Annotated in this window: 23 protein-coding genes, 1 tRNA gene and 1 pseudogene; 14 read left to right on the top strand and 11 right to left on the bottom strand. The window is 64.2% G+C overall.

The features are described from left to right. Positions 1-10: 10 nt before the first annotated feature. The 9 genes from miaB to VIG90_RS11460 form a co-directional block, all read right to left on the bottom strand. Positions 11-1,360 (bottom strand): tRNA (N6-isopentenyl adenosine(37)-C2)-methylthiotransferase MiaB, encoded by a 1,350-nt coding sequence (gene miaB, locus VIG90_RS11420; protein ID WP_331593665.1) that lies wholly within the window; start codon positions 1,358-1,360, stop codon positions 11-13. 177 nt (positions 1,361-1,537) lie between these two features. Next, on the bottom strand, positions 1,538-2,353 hold the full coding sequence (locus VIG90_RS11425; protein ID WP_331593645.1) for a lysophospholipid acyltransferase family protein: 816 nt from the start codon (positions 2,351-2,353) through the stop codon (positions 1,538-1,540). A 153-nt stretch (positions 2,354-2,506) separates the two neighbouring features. Further along, positions 2,507-2,947: a Fur family transcriptional regulator gene (locus tag VIG90_RS11430; RefSeq protein ID WP_331593646.1), complete on the bottom strand. Its 441-nt coding sequence runs from the start codon at positions 2,945-2,947 to the stop codon at positions 2,507-2,509. Positions 2,948-3,127: 180 nt separating this feature from the next. Continuing rightward, positions 3,128-3,544, bottom strand: a complete 417-nt coding sequence (locus VIG90_RS11435) for a MucR family transcriptional regulator (protein ID WP_331593647.1) — start codon at positions 3,542-3,544, stop codon at positions 3,128-3,130. Positions 3,545-3,670: 126 nt separating this feature from the next. Continuing rightward, the gene (gene rimI / locus VIG90_RS11440) at positions 3,671-4,147 is read right to left on the bottom strand and encodes a ribosomal protein S18-alanine N-acetyltransferase (protein ID WP_331593648.1); all 477 of its coding nucleotides are present in this window, start codon (positions 4,145-4,147) and stop codon (positions 3,671-3,673) included. Positions 4,148-4,155: 8 nt separating this feature from the next. Beyond that, positions 4,156-4,866: a tRNA (adenosine(37)-N6)-threonylcarbamoyltransferase complex dimerization subunit type 1 TsaB gene (gene tsaB / locus VIG90_RS11445; protein WP_331593649.1), complete on the bottom strand. Its 711-nt coding sequence runs from the start codon at positions 4,864-4,866 to the stop codon at positions 4,156-4,158. Positions 4,867-4,889: 23 nt separating this feature from the next. Continuing rightward, the gene (locus tag VIG90_RS11450; RefSeq protein ID WP_331593650.1) at positions 4,890-5,483 is read right to left on the bottom strand and encodes a malonic semialdehyde reductase; all 594 of its coding nucleotides are present in this window, start codon (positions 5,481-5,483) and stop codon (positions 4,890-4,892) included. Positions 5,484-5,595: 112 nt separating this feature from the next. Then, the gene (locus tag VIG90_RS11455; RefSeq protein WP_331593651.1) at positions 5,596-6,156 is read right to left on the bottom strand and encodes a NifU family protein; all 561 of its coding nucleotides are present in this window, start codon (positions 6,154-6,156) and stop codon (positions 5,596-5,598) included. 228 nt (positions 6,157-6,384) lie between these two features. Further along, positions 6,385-6,969, bottom strand: a complete 585-nt coding sequence (locus VIG90_RS11460) for an SH3 domain-containing protein (protein ID WP_331593652.1) — start codon at positions 6,967-6,969, stop codon at positions 6,385-6,387. Between the two features lie 209 nt (positions 6,970-7,178). On the opposite strand from VIG90_RS11460, the gene VIG90_RS11465 reads away from it, so the two are divergent. From VIG90_RS11465 to VIG90_RS11475, 3 genes are all read left to right on the top strand, one after another. Then, a complete protein-coding gene (locus tag VIG90_RS11465; RefSeq protein ID WP_331593653.1) occupies positions 7,179-8,165 on the top strand; it encodes a D-glycerate dehydrogenase in 987 nt (328 codons plus the stop codon). Positions 8,166-8,517: 352 nt separating this feature from the next. Beyond that, positions 8,518-9,156, top strand: a complete 639-nt coding sequence (locus VIG90_RS11470; RefSeq protein WP_331593654.1) for a response regulator transcription factor — start codon at positions 8,518-8,520, stop codon at positions 9,154-9,156. A gap of 249 nt (positions 9,157-9,405) precedes the next feature. After that, positions 9,406-11,574: a S8 family peptidase gene (locus tag VIG90_RS11475; protein ID WP_331593655.1), complete on the top strand. Its 2,169-nt coding sequence runs from the start codon at positions 9,406-9,408 to the stop codon at positions 11,572-11,574. A 280-nt stretch (positions 11,575-11,854) separates the two neighbouring features. Here the strand turns inward: VIG90_RS11475 and hisD are convergent, their stop codons facing one another. Together hisD and hisG are read right to left on the bottom strand one after the other, a co-directional pair. Further along, the gene (gene hisD / locus VIG90_RS11480; RefSeq protein WP_331593657.1) at positions 11,855-13,147 is read right to left on the bottom strand and encodes a histidinol dehydrogenase; all 1,293 of its coding nucleotides are present in this window, start codon (positions 13,145-13,147) and stop codon (positions 11,855-11,857) included. Continuing rightward, a complete protein-coding gene (hisG, locus tag VIG90_RS11485) occupies positions 13,147-13,809 on the bottom strand; it encodes an ATP phosphoribosyltransferase (protein ID WP_331593658.1) in 663 nt (220 codons plus the stop codon). The genes hisD and hisG overlap by 1 nt, the downstream gene beginning before the upstream one ends. Before the next feature lie 245 nt (positions 13,810-14,054). Here hisG and infA point away from each other — a divergent pair, with 245 nt between their 5' ends. The 11 genes and pseudogenes from infA to VIG90_RS11540 form a co-directional block, all read left to right on the top strand. Then, a complete protein-coding gene (gene infA, locus VIG90_RS11490) occupies positions 14,055-14,273 on the top strand; it encodes a translation initiation factor IF-1 (RefSeq protein ID WP_259276691.1) in 219 nt (72 codons plus the stop codon). A gap of 1 nt (position 14,274) precedes the next feature. Then, entirely contained in the window at positions 14,275-14,859 is a 585-nt protein-coding gene (locus tag VIG90_RS11495) for a nucleoside triphosphate pyrophosphatase (RefSeq protein WP_331593659.1), read from the top strand. Then, complete coding sequence (locus VIG90_RS11500) at positions 14,859-15,884, top strand: ribonuclease E/G (protein ID WP_331593660.1); 1,026 nt, start codon at positions 14,859-14,861, stop codon at positions 15,882-15,884. The genes VIG90_RS11495 and VIG90_RS11500 overlap by 1 nt, the downstream gene beginning before the upstream one ends. Next, complete coding sequence (locus VIG90_RS11505) at positions 15,868-16,056, top strand: DNA gyrase inhibitor YacG (RefSeq protein WP_331593666.1); 189 nt, start codon at positions 15,868-15,870, stop codon at positions 16,054-16,056. Before VIG90_RS11500 ends, VIG90_RS11505 begins: the two co-directional genes overlap by 17 nt. 18 nt (positions 16,057-16,074) lie before the next feature. Then, positions 16,075-16,150: transfer RNA gene (locus VIG90_RS11510), tRNA-Phe, on the top strand. Between the two features lie 342 nt (positions 16,151-16,492). Next, positions 16,493-17,221: a PEP-CTERM sorting domain-containing protein gene (locus tag VIG90_RS11515; RefSeq protein ID WP_331593661.1), complete on the top strand. Its 729-nt coding sequence runs from the start codon at positions 16,493-16,495 to the stop codon at positions 17,219-17,221. 126 nt (positions 17,222-17,347) lie between these two features. After that, positions 17,348-18,481, top strand: coding sequence for an acyltransferase (locus VIG90_RS11520; protein ID WP_331593662.1), 1,134 nt, complete (start codon positions 17,348-17,350; stop codon positions 18,479-18,481). A gap of 144 nt (positions 18,482-18,625) precedes the next feature. Then, positions 18,626-21,229, top strand: a complete 2,604-nt coding sequence (locus tag VIG90_RS11525) for a TonB-dependent receptor (protein ID WP_331593663.1) — start codon at positions 18,626-18,628, stop codon at positions 21,227-21,229. A gap of 81 nt (positions 21,230-21,310) precedes the next feature. Next, complete coding sequence (locus tag VIG90_RS11530; RefSeq protein ID WP_331593667.1) at positions 21,311-22,177, top strand: phosphodiester glycosidase family protein; 867 nt, start codon at positions 21,311-21,313, stop codon at positions 22,175-22,177. A gap of 21 nt (positions 22,178-22,198) precedes the next feature. Continuing rightward, positions 22,199-23,110: a glycerophosphodiester phosphodiesterase family protein gene (locus tag VIG90_RS11535; protein ID WP_331593664.1), complete on the top strand. Its 912-nt coding sequence runs from the start codon at positions 22,199-22,201 to the stop codon at positions 23,108-23,110. 8 nt (positions 23,111-23,118) lie between these two features. After that, positions 23,119-23,331, top strand: a pseudogene (locus VIG90_RS11540) (lysophospholipase); the annotation flags it as partial.

Genomic DNA, 23,331 nt, shown 5'->3' on the forward strand with positions numbered 1-23,331 from the left:
ACGAACGGCTCTAGGCTGCGGCCAGCCGGTCTGCCAAACCGCCTTCAAGGCTGTTGGCGCCCGCGCTGAGCAGCGTGCAGTTCACCAGATCGCCAATGGCGTGATCCGGTGCCAGAACGTGGACCGCCTGCATCCAGGGCGAGCGGCCGACCAGCTGGCCGGCGTGCTTGCCCTTGCGCTCGAACAGCACCGGCACGGTCTTGCCGACGCTGGCCTGATTGAACTCCAGCTGGTGCTGGTTCAGCAGCGCCTGAAGACGGGCAAGGCGGTCGGACTTCTCGTCCTCCGGAACCTGCGCTTCCATGTCGGCGGCCGGAGTGCCCGGACGCGGCGAATACTTGAACGAATAGGCCTGCGCGTACCGCACGGCCTTCACCAGATCGAGCGTGGCCTGGAAGTCTTCTTCCGTCTCGCCGGGGAAGCCGACGATGAAATCGCCCGACAGCGCAAGGTCGGGGCGGGCGGCCTTCAGCCGCTCCATGATCTTCAGGTAGCTCTCGGCGGTGTGCTTGCGGTTCATCGCCGCCAGAATCCGGTCCGAGCCCGCCTGCACCGGCAGGTGCAGATAGGGCATGAGCTTCTCGATCTCGCCGTGGGCGGCGATCAGCTCATCGGTCATGTCGCGCGGGTGCGAGGTGGTGTAGCGGATGCGCTCAAGGCCATCGATTTTCGCCAGGCGGCGCACGAGGCCCGCCAGCGACACGTCCTGACCCGAGGCGTCAACGCCATGGTAGGCGTTCACGTTCTGGCCGAGCAGGCTGATCTCGACGACGCCGCTTTCCACCAGCGAGCGCACTTCGTCCTCGATGGCTGCAACCGGGCGGGAGGTTTCCGCGCCGCGGGTGTAGGGCACCACGCAGAAGGTGCAGAACTTGTCGCAGCCTTCCTGTGCCGTCACGAACGCTGCCGGGCCGCTGCTGCCGCGCTTCTTCGGCAGCTGGTCGAACTTGGCTTCCGCCGGGAAATCCGTGTCGAGCACGCGGGCCGTCTGGCCGTGCTCCTGCGCCTTGCGAGCGCTGGCCAGCATCTCGGGCAGACGGTGATAGGTCTGCGGGCCGAACACCATGTTGACGGCGGGGGCGCGGCGCATGATCTCCGGGCCTTCGGCCTGAGCGACACAGCCGGCCACCGCAATCAGCGTCTCGTTGCCCTGCGCCTTGCGGGCGTTGGCGCTCTGACGCAGGCGGCCCACCTCGGAGTAAACCTTCTCGGCGGCCTTCTCGCGGATGTGGCAGGTGTTGAGGATAACGAGGTCGGCCTCGTCCGCATTGTCCGTCGGAGTATAGCCCTCGCCCCCGAGCAATTCGCCCATACGCTCGGAGTCATACACGTTCATCTGACAGCCGAAGGTCTTGATCATAACCTTCTTGCCGCCGGGGGAGGTGGAATTCGTCACCGGAATAATGCTCGCTCTTGCCTAGTGCGTCGAACGCCAGCGGAGGATTGTTCGTTCCCTTGGCCTTCTTGTCAGTCCGCTCAATAAACCAATGTGCGTCTGTTCTCAATTAGCTGATGTTCGCCGTATGGCCGCATTACCTTACAGTTCGCCCCGGTTGGCGCGCAGCAGGCCCTCGGCGATCACCTGTTCGCAATAGCGGGCCAGCTCCTTGCGGTTGGCGAAGTCCGACCGCTGCACCGGCTCATGGAACTGGATGAGTGCCCGTATCTTGCCCAGGCCCAGCAACTCCCACGCATGGGGTGCCAGGTCCATGTCCCCCACCCAGGCGATCTTGTGGCGGCTGGAGCGCAGGACCGGCAAGCCGTTGATGTGGGTGTAGGCCACCGTCACCGGCTGCACCGTCACGTCCACCGCATCGTTCTCGGCAATGGCGAACAGGGAGGACTTGAATGGCTTGACCGTGCGGCCCGAAGTGCTGGTGCCCTCCGGGAACAGGATGATGCTGTGGCCCGCCGCCATGCGCTCGGCGATTTCGTTGGACTGCTCGCGCGAGCGGGTGCGGCGCTCCCGCTCCACGTAGATGGTGCGCTGCAGGTCCGAGAGGCGGCCGACCATGCCCCACTGGCCCACCTCCGCCTTGGCAACGAAGCTGCCGAGGATCTGGGTTCCGAGCACGGGGATATCCACCCAGGAAATGTGATTGGCGGCAAACAGGGTCGGCTGGCCCTCCACGGGCGCGCCGATCACGTCCACCTTCATGCCCATGGCGCGGCAGAGCAGGCGGTGGAAGGAGCGGGGAATGCGCGGCGGCGCATCCGGAAACAGGCGCATGAACACGGCCTGGGACGGGCCCAGCACGGACAGCCCCAGCGATGCCAGGGTGAGGGCGCGAATAGCCCGCCAGTCCTGATCGAAGGTGTCGGATCTGGGATTAAGTAGATGAGGGTTCAACAAGGGGCGGCACCCATGAATTCTGCCAGTTCAGGCTGCCATGTTCCGGCGCTGACCGCAGCGCAGCGGAACAGTACGCCGTCAGTGCACTTGATAAAGCAAAAGCGCCATGGATTCCATGGCGCTTTCGGTGTGTTGGTTTTCGGAGCGGGCAAATCAGTTGTCGGTCTGCCCGGCGTCCTTCGCGTTCAGAGGGGTGCCGTAAAGCTCCATCCGGTGATCGACCAGGCGGTAGCCCAGCCGTTCGGCGATGCGCTTCTGGAGCTCCTCGATTTCCGGATCATGGAATTCAACCACCTTGCCGGTTTCCAGATCGATCAGGTGATCGTGGTGTGCATCCGGAACCGGTTCGTAGCGCGAGCGGCCGTCGCGGAAGTCATGGCGCTCCAGTATGCCTGCCTCTTCGAACAGGCGAACGGTGCGGTAAACCGTGGCAATCGAGATGCGCTTATCAATAGCCGTTGCACGACGATAAACCTCTTCCACGTCGGGGTGGTCCGACGCTTCGCCGAGGACTCGGGCAATCACCCGGCGTTGGTCTGTCATCCGCATGCCGCGTTCGACGCAGAGTGCCTCAATATCGACGTGGGTTCCCATGGCCGGTACTCCTCAGCTGAACGGAAAGACTAAAGCGAGAAGAAGGCCCCCGCAAGCCGCCGGGCCGCTTCGAGTGTGCAGGTGACACACAACTCTAACGGCAGGCGATGCGAAAGCCTTCTGAAAAATCAGATCTGACGGTAAAAAAACGTCAGAAATATAAGTTACTGGAATTAAGTATTAGGCCCGCTTCTTGCGGCGCGTACCAAGACCGATCTTCTTGGCCAACTGACGACGCTGCTGAGCGTAGTTGGGGGCGACCATCGGATAATCGGCGGGAAGGTTCCACTTGGCGCGATACTGTTCCGGCGTCATGCTGTAGTGCGTCATCAGGTGACGCTTCAGCATCTTCAGCTTCTTACCGTCTTCCAGGCAGATGATGTAATCCGGCTTCACCGAAGAACGGACAGAAACAGCCGGTTCCTGCTTGGTTTCCACCTTAACAGGTGCGCTGCCCAGCCGTGAGAGAGCATTATAAACGTTCTCGATCAGGTTCGGCAGGTCAGAAACGGCAACGGTGTTATTGGCAACATGAGAAGAAACAATATCGGCAGTCAAGGTCAGCAAGTCATCGCCGATGGTAGCTTGGTCGCTCATGGGATCTTTCCCCTTACAAAGCGCGAGTGATCAATCTCGAATTCAACACCCCTCTGAACGAGCGTATGTTCTTTTTTTGCTGAAAAGACAAGAGGTCTATTAGAGGAAATTCTCAATTTCAGACATTTAAGTTCTGAATAACCGCAGGCGCATGGTTAGCGCGTCGTGGAGTTGACCATTATCTGCGCGATAATAACCGGGGCGTTTTCCCACGACTTCAAAGCCGCGCGATTTATACAGGCAAATCGCATTAGTATTTCCGGCTCTGACCTCCAGAAACATGTCGCGAATGCTGGAAGAGCAACATGTTTCGACAGCGTAATCCAGAAGTCGCCCGCCAAGACCCTTGCCGCGCTGGTCAGGAGCAACCGCAATCAGCAACAACTCGGCTTCGTCCGCAACCTGGCGGACAAGTGAAAAGCCGGCCGGGCGAAGTTCATTGTCTTCAACGTAAGCATAGGCGGCGGTGGTGCCGGGCATGGCAAGGGCAGAGATGATCTGCTCCGCTGTCCAGCGCTCGCCGTACTGGGGTTCGAAGCTGGCTTCGATCAGAGCCCCGAGGCTTTCCGCCTCCACCCGTTCCGGTATCAGGATGCGGACCATGATCGGGCTCAGGCGCTGGATGATGGGGGCAAGACCGCGCCGCCGGGCAGGCGGGCATCGTGCGGGCGCACATAAAACGCCTGCGGCGGCAGGGCGAACCCGGCCATGCGGGACAGGCGGGCAACCGATGCGGCGTCGGTCCATTCAGGCGCGAGGGCGGTCAGCGTCTGGCCGCTGGCCTCGCGCACCAGCATCGCGCCCGAGCCGGCAACCAGAGTGCAGCCATGTTCGGTGGCAAGGCGCGCCGCCTCTTCCGGTGACAGCGCGGCGGCGTCGCCGAGGGCTTCGGGAGCATCATCTGCGGCGCGGAAGAGCTGGGCATAGACTTGGCCGCGGCTGGCATCGATGGCGGCCAGGAATGGCCCGCTTCCGATCGCGTCCCGGTTCTCCTGCAAGGCCGCCAGCGCCAGCACGGCGAGAGACGAGACGCCATGGCATGGCGCGCCCCATGCCAGCCCGAAGGCTCGGGCGGCGGCAAGGCCCACGCGAATGCCGGTGAAGCTGCCCGGCCCGGCGGCCACGGCAACGGCGCTGATCTGACCGGGGTCGATCCCCGCATCCGCAAGAAGCTCGCCGACCATCGGTACGAGGCGCTCGGCATGACCCCGGGCAATCAGCTCGAACCGCATGGCCTGAGCCGTGCCGCCCTCGTCCACAAGGGCGGCGGAGCAACCGGAGAGAGCGGTATCGATACCGAGTATCAGGGGGCCGGAGGTCATGGGAGCAGCCTTCCTTCCTGCGGTTACCGGATCTGGCAGGCATCCTCGAACGACAGGCGGGGCAGGCGCGGGTGTAGCGCCGTGTCATCGCCGTAGCCGAGGCAGCAGATGAAATTGGTCTTGATGGAAGTGCCTTCAAAGAAGGCCGCGTCCACCTTGGCGGCATCGAAGCCCGACATCGGGCCGCAGTCCAGACCCAGCGAGCGGGCGGCCATGATGAGATAGGCCCCCTGCAGGGAGGAGTTGCGCAGGATGGTCTCCTGCGTCAGCGCGGCATTGCCTGCGAACATGTCACGTGCGGTCGGCATATGGGGAAACAGCTGGGGCAGCTTGTCGTAGAACGCTTCATCCTGTCCGATGATGGCAACGGCTCCGGCGGTGCGCACCCGGTCCTTGTTGCTGCCGCTCACGCAGTCAGCCAGCGCGTCGCGTGCGTCCTGGGTGTGGGCGAAGACGATGCGGGCCGGGCCGCAGTTCATGGCGGTGGGGGCAAGGGCCATCAGGTCGTAGAGAGCCCGCAGCTGCACTTCTGTAACCGGCTTGTCCTGCCAGACGCGCGGCGTGCGCGCGGTGCGGAAAAGAATGTCCAGATCACGGTCACTGACAATCTCGCCCATGAATTCGACCCTTCCTGAAACGACACAACAAATGACACTAAAAAGTCTTGCGCCCGTATGCGGAGGCAACGGGCGCAAGTAAAGCATTTAACCAGAAGATTTGGTTGCCTGGTTAGACGGCGCGAACTTCAGTCACTTCCGGCACATAGTGCTTCAGAAGGGATTCGATTCCGTTCTTCAGCGTGGCGGTGGAAGACGGGCAGCCGGAGCAGGCGCCCTGCATGCGCAGGTAAACCACGCCGTTGCGGAAACCCTGATAAATGATGTCGCCGCCGTCACGCGCCACAGCCGGGCGGATGCGGCTCTCCAACAACTCGCGGATCTGGACGATGATGTCCTCGTCGGCCGGGTCATCGGCGTCGGCCAGCGCGGCTTCTTCGGCGCCCTCGTGCAGCAGCGGTGCACCACTGGTGAAGTGCTGCATGATGATGCCGAGAATCTGCGGCTTCAGCTCGCTCCAGTCGGCCGAGCCCTCGGCCTTGGTCACCGCAATGAAATCCGCGCCGAAGAAGACGCCGGTCACATCGCCCAGCGAGAACAGCGCCGATGCCAGCGGAGACCGCTCGGCGGATTCCGCGTCGGGGAAGTCCACGGTGTCGGCCGCGCTGACGGTGCGTCCCGGCAGGAACTTCAGGGTCGCCGGGTTCGGCGTGCGCTCGGTCTGGATGAACATCTGGTCAACTCCTCAAGCGGGAAGCCGCCCGGAGGCTGCCTTTTCCGCTTCTGATGCCTGAAACCCGCGCGGTGCCATGGGTAGACGGCAAGGGGCGCGGTGCTGGCCTCCGATGTGGCGATCCGGGCCCGCGCCGTCAAGGGAGGGAGGCGAAGCCTTGCGGCGGCGGCCTCCCTCGCCGGTCCTTATAGATGGGCCTGCGTCAGTTGCGCGCGCCAATTGCCAGTGTCAGTTAATCGTCTCGCGCGGGTACACGCCCCAGATCTCGTTGCGGCGAATCCAGCCGGTGCGCCCGCCGATGTTGAGCTGGCACCAGTCTTCCTCGCACAGGGTGATCCGCGCGACGACGCCCGGCTCCACCCGCCACACCGCGGCCGAGCTTGCCTCGGGGCGGGCATAGAGGGTGCGCACCTGCGCGGTGACGAAGGCCGTGCGATCGGAGGTGAGCAGGTGGCGGTTCACCCAGCCCTCGACGCCGTCCACGTCCCGAATGCGCCGCCAGATGCCGTATTCCTGAATGATCTCGACCGGCATGCCGCGCCGTTTGTAGACCCAGGTGATGGGATAGCGCCGGTCCGGCCCGGTGCGCAGGTTCACCTCGTTGGCGCCCAGCGACACGAAGCGCGGCAGCGGCAGGCCGCTTTCGCTGGCCTTGTCATTCTCCCCCGCTTCCTGCGCAGAGGCGGGCGCCGCGCCGAGTCCCAGGCCTGTTGCCGCCATCAGCCCCAGCAACCCGGCGCAGGTGAGGCGCAGCAGGGGGCGCAGGGCAGGCCGGGTGACTGAAGGGAGAGAGGGGGTGGGCCGTTTGAGCATCGCGTCGTCACCTTCGATACGCTAATCAGAGTGGGCTAATTCGCCGTTCCGGCGGGCCGAAGCATTGCGCTGAGAGCCGCCAGAGGGCAAGAGTTATGCGGAGCTATAGAACCCGGGGGCGGGTTATGCGACCCTTGACCGGCTGTTCCCGAACCGCATAGCTGTGACCGAACCGGATGATAAGCCGGGCTGATCGAACAGGGCATGCCATGACCAACAAGCGTCCGAAAGTCATTGTTACCCGTCGCCTGCCGGAAGCGGTTGAAACCCGGATGGCCGAGCTGTTCGACGTGACGCTGAATCTGGACGATACGCCGTTCGATCGCGCCATGCTGGCCGAGGCCATGGCCGAAGCTGATGTGCTGGTGCCGACCCTGACCGATGACGTGGACGCGGAGCTGATCAACAACGCCGGCCCGAATCTGAAGCTGATCGCCAACTTCGGCAACGGCATCGATCACATCGATCTGGGTGCCGCCCGTGCCCGGGGCATCATGGTCACTAACACGCCGGGCGTGCTGACGGACGATACGGCGGACATGGCCATGGCGCTCATCCTCGCCGTGCCGCGCCGCCTGGCGGAAGGGCAGATCCTGCTGCGCTCGGGCGAATGGAAGGGCTGGACGCCCACCATGATGCTCGGCCACCGCATTCACGGGAAGCGCATCGGCATCGTCGGCATGGGCCGTATCGGGCAGGCCATCGCCCAGCGCGCCCGCGCCTTTGGCATGGCGGTGCACTATCATAACCGCCGCCGCCTGCCCGAGCCGGTGGAGCGGGCGGTGGAGGCAACCTACTGGCCGCGGCTGGAAGCAATGCTGAGCCGCGTGGACATCATCTCCATCAACTGCCCGCACACGCCCGAGACGCATCACCTGTTCAATTCCGAGCGCATCGGCCTGATGCAGCGTCACGCCTACCTGATCAATGTGGCGCGCGGCGAGATCGTGGACGAACCGGCGCTGGTGGCGGCGCTGGAGAGCGGCTGCATCGCCGGGGCTGGGCTCGATGTATTCGAGCACGAGCCGCAGGTTCACCCCAAGCTGCTTGAGATGCCAAACGTCGTCCTGCTGCCGCACATGGGCTCCGCCACGATCGAGGGCCGGCTGGCAATGGGCGAGAAGGTCATTCGCAACATCAAGGTGTGGAGCGATGGCCATCGGCCGCCCGATCAGGTGCTCGAAGGTTGGGCCTGATTCGCCCAAACTGATTCGAAAAGTTAAGAAAGAATTAACGCGCTGGCCGTACCAAGCGAGCGTGCTGTCAAGGGCACGCCCTTAGGTTGTGACAGATGTCGTAGAAAATTTATCAATTCGATGACACCTTTTGTCACTTCGAACGTTGTAACTATGAGCTATTGTGGATTTTCCCCGAACGTTCGGACGGTTGTGGCCAGTTAGGCGCTTTCGCCTAACGAAATTGGTGCTTCACCCAACGAACAGAAGGGCACAATAATGCACCCAATCTGTCCGTAGTACGAGTTCGGATCGAGCACGGCCTTCGGCAGGGGTGTAACCGCGTAAAAATTGGATGTATGGGAACGTGCGTATGGATATGGACCAAGATTACCGCTCCGGTCTCAGGTCGGGCGACTATCGGGATGCGCTGATCGTCGCATCGGAGGACTGGCTGGTACGTGAGGCCGTTAGCCGCGTACTGAGTGCAGCATTCCCCGGCGTCACTGTCGACAGCCTGCCGACGACCCCGCCGCCAGGCCCCAATGGCCTTCCCATCATCTGCGGCATCCGCCTGCTGTCGGACGCACCATCTTCTGCCGCTGCGGGATTTGCCAGCGGCAATCCGTGGACCGTCCTTCTGGCTGACGCTTCGTCTCCGGCTGCCGGTTCCGAAGCCGGTGAAAGCGTTCTGACGGAATGGCGCACCCGCCCGGATCTCATCATCTCCGCCGTTGGCGAGCAGCTGCGCAGCCGTCAGGTCAGCCGCAGCGGCAGCGTAACCGGTGGCCGCCGCAATCCGGCGCTGCGCCTGCTGACCCGTCGTCAGCTGGAAGTGGTCCGCCTCATTGCGCAGGGCAAGCCGAACGCTGAAATCGCAAGCACGCTCGGCATGTCGGAGAACACGGTGCGCATTCACGTGTCCGCCATTCTCAAGACCTTGGGTCTGGCCAACCGTACTCAGGCTGCGCTGTGGGCAACCCAGAACGTCATGTCGGAACCCGCGGCCTGACGAAGCCCCCCAAAACGCAGCTTCACCTTTTCTTGATCTAAGTCGTTCATAAATATGGCGGGGCTATGCTCCGCCATATTTGCGACAGGATCGGGAAAGGACGGTGCAGGGGTGAATTTGCGTTCTTGGCGCTATGCCTCTCTGTTATCGGCATTGGTTCTGGCGGCCTGCGGTGGCGGAGGCGGGGGAAATCCCTCACCTGCGCCCGCGCCGCCGCCACCTGCCGCGCCGTCTCCGCCTCCCGCCCCAGTGCCCGAGCCGGTTCCGCCGGAGACGTTCGAGACCGCCGAATACCGCAGGAACTGGGGGCTTGCGCATATCCAACCCATTGCTGCCTACAGCCGCGGCGCGACCGGCCGCGGCGTGACCGTCGGTGTCGTCGACTCAGGTATCGACACGAACAACTCCGAATTTTCCGGGCGCATCCATTCCGCCAGCCGTGATGTGGCGGGCAGTCGCTCGCTTCAGGACGAAGACGGCCATGGCACCTGGGTTGCGAGCGTTATCGGGGCCGCCCGCAACGCAGCCGGAACGCATGGCGTCGCCTATGACTCCACATTGCTGATTGCCCGGACGGACGAGCCGGGCAGCTGCGCGGCAAATGATTGCGCGTTCTACGATGATGACATTGCGGCCGGCATTGATCTGGCGCGCACCGGGGGCGCACGCGTCATCAACATTTCCCTGGGCGGCTCGACAGCAAGCACGAGGCTCGCGAGCGCCGTTGATCGGGCAACCGCAGGCGGCACGGTCATCGTCATCTCGGCGGGCAACGATGGCGCGGCCGATCCTGACGCCATGGCGCGGGTTGCTCTCTCCACGCAGGCACGAGGCCTGGTGCTCATCGCCGGTTCGGTGAACTCGGGCAACGCCATCTCCAGCTTCAGCAATCGAGCCGGTTCGGCGCAGAATACGTACGTCGTTGCGCCGGGCGAGAGGATACAGACCACGGACATCGGCCAGACCGATGTTCTGGTCAGCGGCACCTCTATCGCGGCACCGCACGTCACGGGTGCCATCGCTCTGCTTGCCAGCGCCTTTCCCAACATGTCGGGCCGGGAACTGGTCGATCTGATTTTCCGCACCGCGACCGATCTCGGCACTCCGGGTACTGACGCCGTTTATGGCCGGGGTCTCATCAACATCGGCCGGGCCTTCCAGCCACAGGGGGCAACCGCGCTGGTGGGAAGTGAGCAGCCGGTGGAGCTCGCCGCCGCGAACATCTCCCTCGGCAGCGCCTTTGGAGACGGCGGGCAGTTGGGGGCGGCGCTCTCGAACACGGTCGTGCTCGACATGTACAACCGCGCCTTCACCGTGGACCTGAGCCCAACGGTGCGCTCGTCCAACGCCGGTCTCGGACTGGTGCAGCGGCTGGGGCTGGAGAACAGCCGCGCGGCGGGCGTACTGCGTGGTGAGAAGGCTGCGCTTGGCTTCGCGGCAAATCATGCGCAGGACGCCGCCGTATGGGGCCGCCTCGGCATGGCGGACACGCATCTCGCCCTGATGCTACAGCCGCAGGCGGATGGCTGGCTGAGCCTCAACCTGACAAAGGACGCGCGTCTTGCCTTCGGCTACGGCCGCAGCGCCACGGACCTTCTCGGCACGGTGGGGCAGGAGCAGCGTCAGTCCGTCTCATACCTTTCCCAAGGAGGCCGGGTGGGGGAGGCCTTCGGCATTGCCGCCGAGCAGCCGCTGAGTGCCGCCGTCAGCCTGCCGGTGGGGCGCTGGCGGTGGAGCATGGCCGCCAGCCGCACGTCCCTCGATCAGGATGACCGCGCCAGCCCGCTGCTGACGGACGGCGAGGCCGCCATCCGCACCATGCAGGCGAGAGTGCAGCGGCAAACCGGCTGGGGCGCGTTCGGCCTGTCCTTCGGCTGGATCGAGGAGAGCGGCAGCGTGCTCGGTGCGCGCAGCGCCGGGGCGTTCGGCTTTGACGCCGGGGCCGATACTGCAACGGCAGGGCTCAACGCCGCGCTTGATCTCGGGCCGCGCTGGAGCCTGTCGGCTGAAGCCGCTGCCGGTCGCACCCGGCTTGAAAAGGCGCACGGGGCGCTGCTGGCGGCAGACGGCGACATCTGGACCAGCAACTGGCGCTTCAGCCTGACCGGGGAGAGCCTGTGGCGACCCGGCGATACGTTCGGCTTCATGCTTGCCCAGCCCCTGCGGGTGGAGCGGGCGCTGGCCCATGTCACGCTGCCCGCCGCCTACAGCTACGATGCCGGCGTGACCGAGCATCGCTCCGCCCGCATCAACCTGGCGCCCACCGGGCGGGAGATCGACGTTGAGGCCGTCTACGCCCTGCCGCTGCGGGAGGGCGCGAACATGGCCGTTCACGGCTTCCACCGCTTCGACGCTGGTCATGGTGCAGCAGGGCAGGACGACAGCGGGTTTATCCTGCGCCTGACGATGAGGCGCTGAGTTCTAGCGCGCGGGGGAAGGTCGCGCCATTATATGCCCCGTATTGGCCCGGAAAGGCATCGCACAGCGCGAAAACGAGGGTTCCAGTTACTTGCCTGGCTGAAATAGGCAAAAAACTCTCAGAGAGCGTTTAAACCCTCGTAGCGTCGATTTCTTGCTTAGCGAGAAATCAGCGTGCGTGGTTCGCAAATTGATTGGTGAAGCGCCCGAACCACGGCCCTTTCAAAGGAAAGGGGGTGAAGGGGGTTATAGGCCCCCTTCAAGTAATCCCGAATACGATCTACTCGCCCAGCCGCACGGCGACGGAGCGCGCGTGGGCGGGCAGGCCTTCCGCGTTGGCCAGATGCACGGCGGCGGGGCCGACGGCGGCCAGACCTTCTTCGCTGCATGACAGGAAGGTGGTGCGCTTCATGAAGTCGGTCACGGAAAGCCCCGAGGAGAAGCGGGCGCGGCGGCCGGTGGGTAGCACGTGGTTCGGTCCGCCCAGGTAGTCGCCAATGGCTTCCGGCGTGTTGCGACCCATGAACACGGACCCGGCATGGCGGATGCGGGCCATCAGGGCGCGCGGGTCGTCCACCTTCAGCTCAAGGTGTTCGGCGGCAAGGCGGTCGATCAGCGGCGGCGTGTCCTCAAGGCTGTCCACCAGAATGATCGCGCCGTAGCGGTCCCAGCTCTGCCGGGCGATGTCGGCGGAGGCCAGCGTCGGAATGGTCTCCTCAACCGCCGCGGCCACCTTGTCGGCAAAGGCGGCGTCATCGGTGATGAGGATGGACTGGGCCGTCACGTCATGCTCGGCCTGGCTCAGCAGGTCGGCGGCGGTGTGCAGGGGATTGTTCTTGCCGTCCGCCACCACGAGGATTTCGGAGGGGCCCGCAATCATGTCGATGCCCACGAGGCCGAACACCTGCCGCTTGGCTTCCGCCACGAAGGCATTGCCGGGGCCGACGATCTTGTCCACCGGCCTGATGGTCTGGGTGCCGTATGCCAGCGCGGCCACGGCCTGTGCGCCGCCGATGCGGTAGATCTCATCGACGCCCGCCAGATCGGCAGCGGCCAGCACCAGCGGATTGAGGCGGCCGTCCGGCGTCGGCGTCACCATCACCAGCCGCTCGACGCCCGCCACCTTGGCGGGCACGGCGTTCATCAGCACGGAAGACGGATAGCTGGCGAGGCCGCCCGGCACGTAGAGGCCAACGGCGTCGATGGCGGACCAGCGGAACCCGGCGGTCACGCCTGCCGCGTCGGTCACTTCCTTGTCTTCCGGCTTCTGGATGGCGTGGAAGGCGGCAATGCGCTCGGCAGCCAGTTTCAAGGCGGCCAGCACCTGGGGCTCGCACGCGGCCTTGGCGGCCTCGATTTCTTCGGGCGTGACGCGCATGCCAAGCGCGTTCAGGTCGATGCGGTCGAACTTCTGCGTGATCTCCTGAAGGGCGGCATCGCCCCGCTGACGCACGTCGGCAATGATACCGGCCACTACATCACGCACATCCGTCGGGGCTTCGCGGCGATCATCGACCAGCGCGGCGAAGGCGGACTCGAAGCCGGCATCCCGGCTGTTCAGACGCAACGGCATTACTTCTGCTCCTCAACCAGTGCGCGGATCTTCTCGATCCACGGCATCAGTTCAGGTCCGCGCGTCTTGTACGCCGCGCGGTTGACGATGAGACGCGAGCTGACCTCGGCAATCGTCTCCACTTCCGTCAGGCCGTTTTCCACCAGCGTGCGGCCTGTCGAGACCAGATCGACGATGCGGCGGCACAGGCCCAGTGTCGGAGCCAGTTCCATCGCGCCGTTCAGCTTGATGCATTCGGCCTGCACGCCCTTGGCTGCAAAGTAGCGGCGGGTGACGCCGGGATACTTGGTGGCGACGCGAATGTGGCTCCACGTGCGCGGATCATCTTCCTCACTGAGATCGGTAGGCTCGGCGACCGACAGGCGGCACTTGCCAATGCCGAGGTCAACCGGCGCGTAGATCTCGGGGTAGTCGAACTCCATCAGCACGTCGTTGCCGGCAACGCCCAGCTGGGCCGCGCCGAAGGCGACGAAGGTCGCCACGTCGAACGAGCGCACGCGAATGATTGAGAGGCCCGGAATGTTGGTGGCGAAATGGAGCGCCCGGCTGCTGTCGTCGTGAAACGCGGCTTCCGGTTCGATTCCGGCCGCGCGCAGCACGGGCATTACTTCCTTCAGGATGCGGCCCTTGGGCAGGGCCATGACCAGTCCTTCGGTCGTCATTTCTTCATTCCATCCACATGTACGGGCGGGGCCGTTCATAAGGCGGCAGCGCTCCCGCGTCCATGCCGTAACCGGCTGATGGGGGGCATTATTCTGGTGAAGCTCGCGGAAGAAAGCCAAAGAGCGCCCAAACACACTGCTTTCATATGCAGGATGTTTTGATTCGGCTTTCGCTTCCTCTTGCATTTGACCCGCTAATAGATCATCTGACCGCCATTTCGGAGCCAAACTGCCAGGGCAAGCGAATGGCAAAGGAAGAACTGATTGAAATGCGGGGGCAGGTTGTCGAGCTGCTTCCCAATGCCATGTTCCGCGTAAAACTCGAAAACGGCCACGAAGTTTTGGGCCACACCGCCGGCAAGATGCGAAAGAACCGCATCCGCGTGCTGGTGGGAGATGAGGTGCTTATGGAACTTACCCCCTATGACCTGACCAAGGGTCGCGTCACGTACCGTTTCAAATAACGTGGCTTTTGTTCTCGCCTCCGCCAGTCCGCGCCGCCTCGATCTGCTGGCCCAACTGGACATCCAGCCGGACCGCGTGGTCCCCAGCGATATCGATGAAACGCCCGGCAAGGCCGAGCTTCCACGTCCCTACGCCGCCCGCCTCGCCCGTGAAAAGGCTGAGGCCGTGGCTTCCCAGCATCCTGATACAATCGTTCTGGCCGCCGATACGGTGGTTGCCGTTGGTCGGCGCATTCTGCCCAAGGCGGAAACCGAATCGGAAGCGCGGGCCTGCCTGAAGCTGATGTCGGGCCGCAGGCACCACGTCTATACGGCGGTGGCGGTCATCGATGCGGCGGGCACCCGGCGCGAGCGCCTGTCCGACACCGTCGTGACCGTCAAGCGGCTGACCGATGAGGAAATCAACGCCTACATCGCCTCGGGCGAGTGGAAGGGCAAGGCGGGAGGCTACGCCATTCAGGGACGGTTCGCGGCCTATGTGAAGGCCATGGCCGGTTCCTACTCCGGCGTGGTCGGTCTGCCGCTTTACGAGACGAACGCGCTGCTGAGCGCCAGCGGTTTATCTGCCAATGGCGCTGGCCGGTAATGCCGCTTGAATGGCTGATCGAGGCGCTGCCGGGTGAACGGCGGGCGGCGCTTGTGAACGGCGACACGCTTCTGGAAATCCGCCTGCTGCGCGATGAGGCCGACCCGGTGCAGACCGGGGCGATCTTCGCCGCGCGCCTGCGCCGCAAGGTCAGCCCGACCCGCGCGATCGTTGATCTGGGCGGGCAGGAAGCTTTCCTCCAACCCATCCCCGCGGGGCTCAGCGAAGGACGGCTGGCGGTGGTGGAGATCACCCGCCCCGCCTTGCCCGAGCCCGGCAAGATGAAGCTGCCCCATTGCCGCCCCGCATTGCCGGAGCAGACAGGGCGGGTGCCTGACCAAGCGGGCCTCATCACACCCGCTCCCGTCTGGCAGCCGGCCGGTGCGCCGGCACGGAACGTTCAGCGTCTGCCGGCCGAACTGGGGGTGGATGAAGCGCTGGATGCGGCGGTGTCTGGCGAGGTCGCGTTCCCCGGCGGCCTGCTCACGCTGGAGCGTACCCGCGCCGGGCTGGTCATCGATGTGGACGGCTCCGGCCCTGCGCTCGAGGTGAACGTGGCGGCGGCGCGCACCGTCGCGCGCTTGCTGCGGCTCTATGCCATCGGAGGGCCGGTGATGATCGACTTCCTCACCTCCGGCAGCAAGTCGGACCGGGTGACGGTGGCCGATGCCTTCGACGCGGCCGCGCAAAACGACCCGACGCCCTTCGAGCGCACCGCCATCAACGGCTATGGCCTGATGCAGGTGATTCGCCCGCGCCCCGGCCCCTCCATCATTGACCTGCTGTGCGGGACGCGGCGCAACCAGTGGTCCGCTGAATCTGTGGCGCTCCGGCTCATTCGCGAGGTGATTCACGCTCGCGGGGCAGGGGTGCGGCGCATTGTGGCGCACCCCGAGGTCATCGATGTGCTCAATCGCTGGCCGGAACTGCTGGCCCGTGCAGCAACGGCGGCGGGTGCGCGAATCGACCTCTTGGCGGAGCCGCAGGTTCCGGGGTATGGGCATGTACATGTCCAGCCCGTCTAAATGCCCCATCTGCGGCAAGCCCGCAGTACCCCAGTTCCGTCCGTTCTGCTCGGCGCCCTGCCGGGATCGCGACCTTTTGAACTGGCTCGGCGAGTCTTATAAGGTTCCCGGCCAAGTAAATGACGATGAAGCTGAAAGACCTCTGGACAACCCTGATTCAGATCGACTATAGACCCGCCACCGCTTAGGCGCCCGGGTAGCTCAGTTGGTAGAGCAAGGGATTGAAAATCCCTGTGTCGGCGGTTCGATTCCGTCCCCGGGCACCACCTTCCTCCCTCAGCGGTCCTTCAGAAAACTTCTCAAGCCTATATCAGCGAAACCCTGCGGTTTTGGCCGTTTTGAGCGGTTCTCAGCTTGCAGACATGCGCCGCGCGAGAGTCTCCGGTCTCTCCCCGCGATCTCCGAATCTTGAAAGCCAGTGATTCGCAACTGAAATGCGAATCAGGCTGGGCATGCTCGAATCAATTCAGCGTGCTCGGCCGGATTCCCGGCAACAGAGTCGGCATTCCTTACAAACCTGCACCCTCCTGAAGCCAAGTCGCTGAGAACTTTGGCGGGCATGGAACTTGCTTCTCCGGTGTCCGGCGGCAGGCAAAGGAGAAAATTTGATGCAGAGACTTTTGTTGGCGACCCTTGCCCTGCTTGGCTCGGCCACGCCCCTCCGCGCGGCTCCCGTTGAACTGATCGAGAATGGCGGCTTTGAAACCGGAGATTTCTCCGGCTGGTCCGTCAACGATGCGCAAGGCAGCGCCGGGACATGGTTCATCGACACGCCCGGCAGCACCGCGCCGCTCTCGGACAACCCGACGGCGGCCAACCCGGCCGGAGGCGCATTCTATGCCGTGTCCGATATGCTCAATCCCGGCGCCCATGTTCTCGTTCAGGACTTCACCGTTCCCTTCGATGCCACGGGCGTGCAACTGACGTTCCAGATGTTCGTCAATGACTGGTCGAACGTCGGCCCGATTGTGGACCCTGCCGGCCTTGATCCGGAAGTTTTCCCGAATCAGCACGCCCGGGTCGATATCCTGGCGTCGGACGCCAGCCCCTTCGATACCGAGGACGGCGTCATCACCAACCTCTATCTGGGTGTTGATGAGGGCGAGGACCCGAACGAGTACACCGACTACGCTTTTGATCTGACCGCCTTCCTGACACCCGGCGAGACCTACCGCCTGCGCTTCGGGCAGGTTGAGACCGAATTCTTCCTGAACGTGGGCGTGGACAACGTCAGCATGCTTGCCGATGCCGCCGCCGTACCCGAGCCCGCGGCGCTTGGCCTGTTGGGCATGGGGCTGCTCGGCGTTGCCGGGCTGCGCCGCCGCCAGGCTGCCTGATGTCTGGGGGAGGCCCGAGCAGGCGCATTTGTGCCTCCCCCGCTTGTTCTGCGGAATTTGGCGCAGCGGGCCGCGCAACCAATCCTGTGCTGCATCGTTCCGCTTGCAAAAGGGTGCGGGCGACCCATGGAAAACGAACCACCAGTTGAGGGTGACGGCAGGTTCCTGACCAGACCGGTTTCGGTCTATCTGGACATTGTCCGGTTCATGGCGGCGCTGGCGGTGCTGATCGGCCACGCCGCGGATGATGGGCTCTATCAGGGCCGCTACTTCCTTTACGGCCTCGGCCACGAAGCGGTGATGGTGTTCTTCGTCCTCTCCGGGCTGGTGATCGCCTCCACCACCGTGCGGCAGGGCCGGTCCCTGCGCAGCTTCACGATCGCCCGGCTGGCGCGCATCTACCCGGTCGTCATCCCCGCCATCATTCTCAGCTTCGGCCTGTATGGGCTGGCTGGCTGGCTCGGCATCAACGATGCGGACTGGGCGCAAGACCCCAACTATTCCCTCACCACCCTGTTCGGCTCCCTGCTGTTCCTCAACGAAAGCTGGAACTCGGGGATGATCCTGCCGTGGAATTTCCCGTACTGGTCCATTTGTTACGAGGTCTTCTACTACGCCCTGTTCGCCTGCCTCGTGTTCGGGCGCGGCGTGTGGCGCTGGCTGTTCTTCATCGCCTTCGCATTGGTGGCCGGGCCGCGTGTGCTGGCGCTCGCGCCGGTGTGGGCGCTGGGCGTGTGGATCGCGCTCGATCCGCGCCTGCGACTGCGTAGTCCGACGCTGGGCCTTGCTCTTGTGCTTGCCACATGGCCGGTCATTCTGTGGATCGGCATGGCGGACTGGGATGACGGCCTCAAGACCTGGCTCCATTTCACGGTGCCCGGCTGGTGGCGGCTGGTTTCGTCCGAAAAGGTGCTCACCGATTATCTGCTCGGCCTGCTGGTCATGGCCAATTTCATCGGCTTCCACGCCTGCGCGGGGTGGTTCACGGGGGCGCTGCGCGCCATGGAGCGGCCGGTGCGGTTCATGGCGGGGTCAACCTTCTCCCTCTACCTGTTTCACCGGCCCATGACGCATTTCCTCGTTGCGGCCGGAGTGGACACGCGGGAAAACTGGGTCGTCTTCACCGGTGTCGTCCTTGGAATTGTGGCCGTCTGCTTCGCTCTTGCGGAACTCACGGAAAAACGGCGCGATGCGGCACGCCGCTTCTTCTCGGCGCTGCTCGGGCGACTGGTCCCGAGCCGCGTTTCGCGAACTGTCTGATCGACCGGTTTATTATCCGATGGGTGGATAAATCCAGGGAATGAAGGCCATGTAACAAAAGCTTATCATTGCTGTAACGAAAGTGTCGCGCCCGGCAGGCACATCCTCCCTCGACTTTGGTCTTAACGAGTTGTGGGAAGCGAAATGTCTGCGTTTGTGCAAGTGCTCGGCTTCAAGGCTGTTGGAACGGTTGCTCGCGGGTTGTTGCTTGGTGGTGCGTCCGTTGCCGCGCTGACCTTGGGCAGCGCCGAGGTTCGGGCCGATGAGGCCGCTGCCGCAACGGCGGCAATGGATGAGATCATCGTCACCGGCTATCAGCGCCAGAACGCCCTCTCCATTCTGGAGAAGCGCAGCACGGACATCGAAGCCGACTTCCTCTCCAACGACGAGACCGGCCAGCAGCCGGACTACAACATTGCAGACAGCCTGCGCCGCCTGCCGGGCGTCGACACCATCTTCGATGAGGACGAAGGCCGCTATGTCGCCATCCGCGGCATGGACCCGGACTACACCTCCGGTGCCATCGACGGCGCGACCATGGGCTCGTCGGAGCGCAACAACCGCCGCCTCAACATGGAGGCCATTCCCTCCACGGTGGTGAAGCAGGCCGTGGTGCGCAAGTCGCGCACGCCGGACATGGAAGGGAATGCCATTGGCGGTTACGTCAACCTCGTCACCCGCTCGGCGTTTGACACCAACGGCACCTATCTGGTCGGCAACGTTTTCCTTGGTCACTATGATTCCGACGAAGCGCCGGGCTCTGACGGCCTGTCCTACCGCGCCAGCGCCGCCTTCTCGACCACCTTTGGCTCCAACGACGAGTTCGGCATCGTGGCCGCCGGCAGCTTCCTGCGCCGCCAGCGCGATCAGGAACGCAGCCAGCCCAGCAGCTTCCAGGATCTGGACGGCATCCGCGCGCCCAACACCATGGCCAGCAGCGCCTATCCGCTGGTCTCCAAGCGCTACGGCGGCTTCCTGAAGCTGGAGTACAACCCGAGCGACAGCTTCTATGCCGCCCTGACCGGCTCGCACTTCCAGCAGGATGAGGACGAGCTGCGCCTGACCAGCCAGGTCAACCGCCGCGGGGCCAACGTCCAGAACGGCGAGACGGCGTCCACCGCTGCCGGTCAGGCCTTCTCCCGGTACAACGATTTCCCGATCGAGAAGCCGATGACCACCGTCAACGGCAACGTGCGCTGGGATGTGGACGAGGACTCGACCCTCGACGCCCGCGCCAGCTGGTCGGAAGCCGCCTTCACCGAAACCTCGAACGAGGTGCGGTTCATCACGCCGAACAACGATCCCAACCTGGGCTCGACCATCGACGTGTCAGGCAAGTACCCGGTCCTGTCCATGCACAACCCGGGCTATTTCGCGAACCCGGCCAACTACAAGTTCGACTACTTCAAGCCGTACATCGACGACTCCGTCGAAACCGTGAAGGAAGGCGAGCTGAACTACGGCTGGAACGTCGGCAAGGACGACGACGGCTGGGGCTTCAAGGTCGGCACCAAGCTCCGCCAGACCACGCGTGACATGGATCACGACGACACCACCTACAAGCTGCTGGCGGGCAACTCGCTCGATCTGTCCGGCGCTTACGGCGGTACCTACACGCCGCTGGACGCCGTCGATCCGGCACCGATTGTCGATTACGACAAGTTCAACGACTTCTTCACCGCCAATCGCGACCTGTTCTCGGCGGTCGAGAACAACATCCTGAACGACTACTGGATGCGGGAAAATGTGAAGGCGGCCTATGCGTCGGCCACCTACAAGAACGACTTCATGAAGGTGGTGTTCGGCATGCGCTACGAGCACACCCGCACCAAGGTGGAGCGTCCGCAGAGCCAGACCGTCGGCGGGCAGACCCTCATCGACATCGTCAACCACAAGTCCAGCTATGACAACTGGCTGCCGTCGGTCACGTCCTACTTCGATCTGACCGAGAACCTGCGCCTGCGCGCTTCCTACTACAAGGCGGTGGGCCGCGCGAACCCGAACCAACTGGCCTCGGGCGAAGTCATCAGCACCAGCACAGACGGCCTGCTCTCCATCTCGCGCGGCAACCCCGACCTGGAGGCGCGCACTGCCGACAACTACAGCGCTGCGCTGGAATACTACTTCCCTGACAATTCGGGCCTAGCCTCCATCGGCGTGTTCCACAAGGACGTGAAGGACGACATCTTCACCTCTGCCGTGGATGGCGAGTTCAACGGCGAGCCGGCAGTTTACAGGCAGGCGGTCAACGCGGCGGGTGCGAACGTCACCGGCCTTGAGGCCAACCTGGTTCTCAACCGGCTGGACTTCCTGCCGGGCAGGCTGGCGAACTTCGGCCTCTCCACCAACTTCACCTACATGAAGGGCGAGACCGAGGTGGTGATGGGCGACGGCTCCATCCGCGAGCTGAACTACATGCGCGAGCAGCCGCGCCGACTGTTCAATGCCTCGGTCTTCTACAAGGAAGGCCCGTTCCAGGCGCGCGTCACCTACGCCTACAAGTCCAAGTACCTGGGCACCATCAACACCGGCGGCAGCGCCGAGAAGGGCGATCGCTACTACAAGCCCGACCAGCAGCTGGACGCGCAGGTTCGCTTCAAGCTCAACCCGCAGGTGGAACTGATCGCCGAGGCCAAGAACATCACGGACGAGGCGCGTGTGAACTACGAGTACCTCGATGATCCGGCGGTCCGCGATCACAATTATCACGGCCGGTCCTTCTGGCTCGGTGCCTCTTTCCGGCTCTAACCGGAAAACCCCGGCGTGCGGAGCAGTCCTCTCCTCCGCACGCCAACTCCCTCTGACTTGCGTCCAGTGAGTGCCTGCGTGATGTTTCCCCGCGTCTCCCTGCGCCGTATGGCCCTCTGGCTTGCAGGCGCGGTGCTTCTTTCCGGTTGCGCCACGGTCGAACGTCCGGGCCAGAGCCTGTTCCCCGGCGTTTCCTACGTCCAGCGCACGGAAGCGGGGGAGACGCCGCAGCGCATCCACATCCTCAGCGTTGATCTTGAAGCGCAGGGCATCGCCTTCGGCGTTACGCCGGGCGACCCTTCGCAGGGCATGGAGCATGTGGCGCGCCGCACTTCTGCCATGCTGGCCGAGAGCCGCGCGCAGGTCGCCATCAACGCCAACTATTTCCTGCCCTTCAAAGGCGGCAGCAAGGGCGGGGGTGACTATTACCCCCACGAGGGCCAGCCGGTGAACGTCTCCGGTGCGGCCCTCAGCGGCGGGCAGGTGGTGTCTCCCGTCGAGACGGACATCGATGATCGGGTCGAAGCCATGGTGTGTTTTGCCGGTCCCCGCGTTGAGATCGTGGACGGGCAGCTGTGCCCCAAGGGTTTCAGCGATGGCGTGGCGGCCGGGCCGCGTCTGCTGACCGGCGGGCGCATCGAGCAGCTTCCGGCACCGCTTGCGCCGCGCACGGCCCTCGGCCTCTCCGCCGATCGCAAGCGGGCCTGGCTGGTGGTGGTGGATGGCCGCCAGCCGGATGCCGTTGGCGCAAGCCTGCCCGAACTGGCGGCGTTGTTCGCCGACCTCGGCGCAAGTGACGCGCTGAACCTTGACGGCGGCGGTTCCTCCACGCTGGCAGTGGAGGGAGCCGACGGCAAGCCGGTTCTGCTGAACACGCCCGTTCACACCGGCATCCCGGGCCGAGAGCGCCCGGTTGCCAACCACATTGTGCTGTTTGCCCGCAAATAAGAACACAAAGGACTATTCGGCATGCACAAGCTCCTTGCTCCCTTCGCTCTGGCGTTCGCCGTTGCAGGCACGCAGCCGCTTCCGGCGTTTGCGGATGCCGGGGCGCTTGCCCGTAAACTTCAGGACGGCTCGGCGGATGCGCCGGTCATGGTCGTTGCCCACCGTGGCTGCTGGTCAGAAGCGCCGGAGAATTCCATCGCCGCCATCGAGAACTGCATCAAGCTGGGGGCGGACATGGTGGAGATCGACGTCCGCAACACCGCCGATGGCAAGCTGGTGCTGATGCATGACACCACGATCGACCGCACCACCACCGGCGCCGGCAAGGTGTCCGACATCAGCTTCGATGCCCTGCGGGCGCTGAAGCTGCGGCAAGGTGCAGGCGGCCCGGGCGCTGCCGTTGTGGACGCGCACGTGCCGACGTTGGAAGAGGCGCTGCTGGCCGCCAGGGACCGCATCCTCGTTAACCTTGATCTCAAGGTCGCGAACGAGGCGGAGGTGTTCGCGCTCGTCGAGAAGCTGGGCATGAACGGGCAGATCCTGATGAAGCTCTATGACACGCCACAGGACGCCCGCCTCATCAACGCCCCCTTCCACGGCAAGACCCACTACATGCCGATCGTCGGCGTCTGCCTGCCCGCGAAAATGCCGGGCTGTACGCCGCAGTTGCGGGCCCCGCTTAAGGATTACGCCCGCTTCAAGCCGGTGGCCTATGAGGTCTCCTTCTTCGACAACCGGGACTTTCTGAAGAAAACCCTCTCCCAGCCGCGTGCGAAGAATACGCGGGTATGGGTCAACTCGCTCGGCAAGGATGACGAGCGGGCGCTGGTCGACCCCAAGACCACCTGGGGCGGGCTGATCGACATGGGCGTCTCCATGATCCAGACCGACCGGCCGGAGGAACTGTTGGCCTACCTGCGCAGCCGCAAATGAGGCGGAAGATGCGCAGGGCGCTGTTCCTTGCTGCCGGGCTGCTGGCGGCTTCCGGTGCGCAGGCGGCCGAGCCCGCCCGTGAAGACAAGCCGCCGCTGAACCCTGACAAGATCATCCTTGTGGGGGATTCCACCATGGCCTCCATGAGCGGCTGGGCCTCGGCTTTCTGCGCCCGGCATGTGTCGGCGGCGGTGGCGTGCCTCAATCTGGGGCGGGGCGGG

The organism is Pedomonas sp., from assembly GCF_036515995.1.
In the GTDB taxonomy this organism is placed as follows: Bacteria; Pseudomonadota; Alphaproteobacteria; order Sphingomonadales; family Sphingomonadaceae; genus Pedomonas.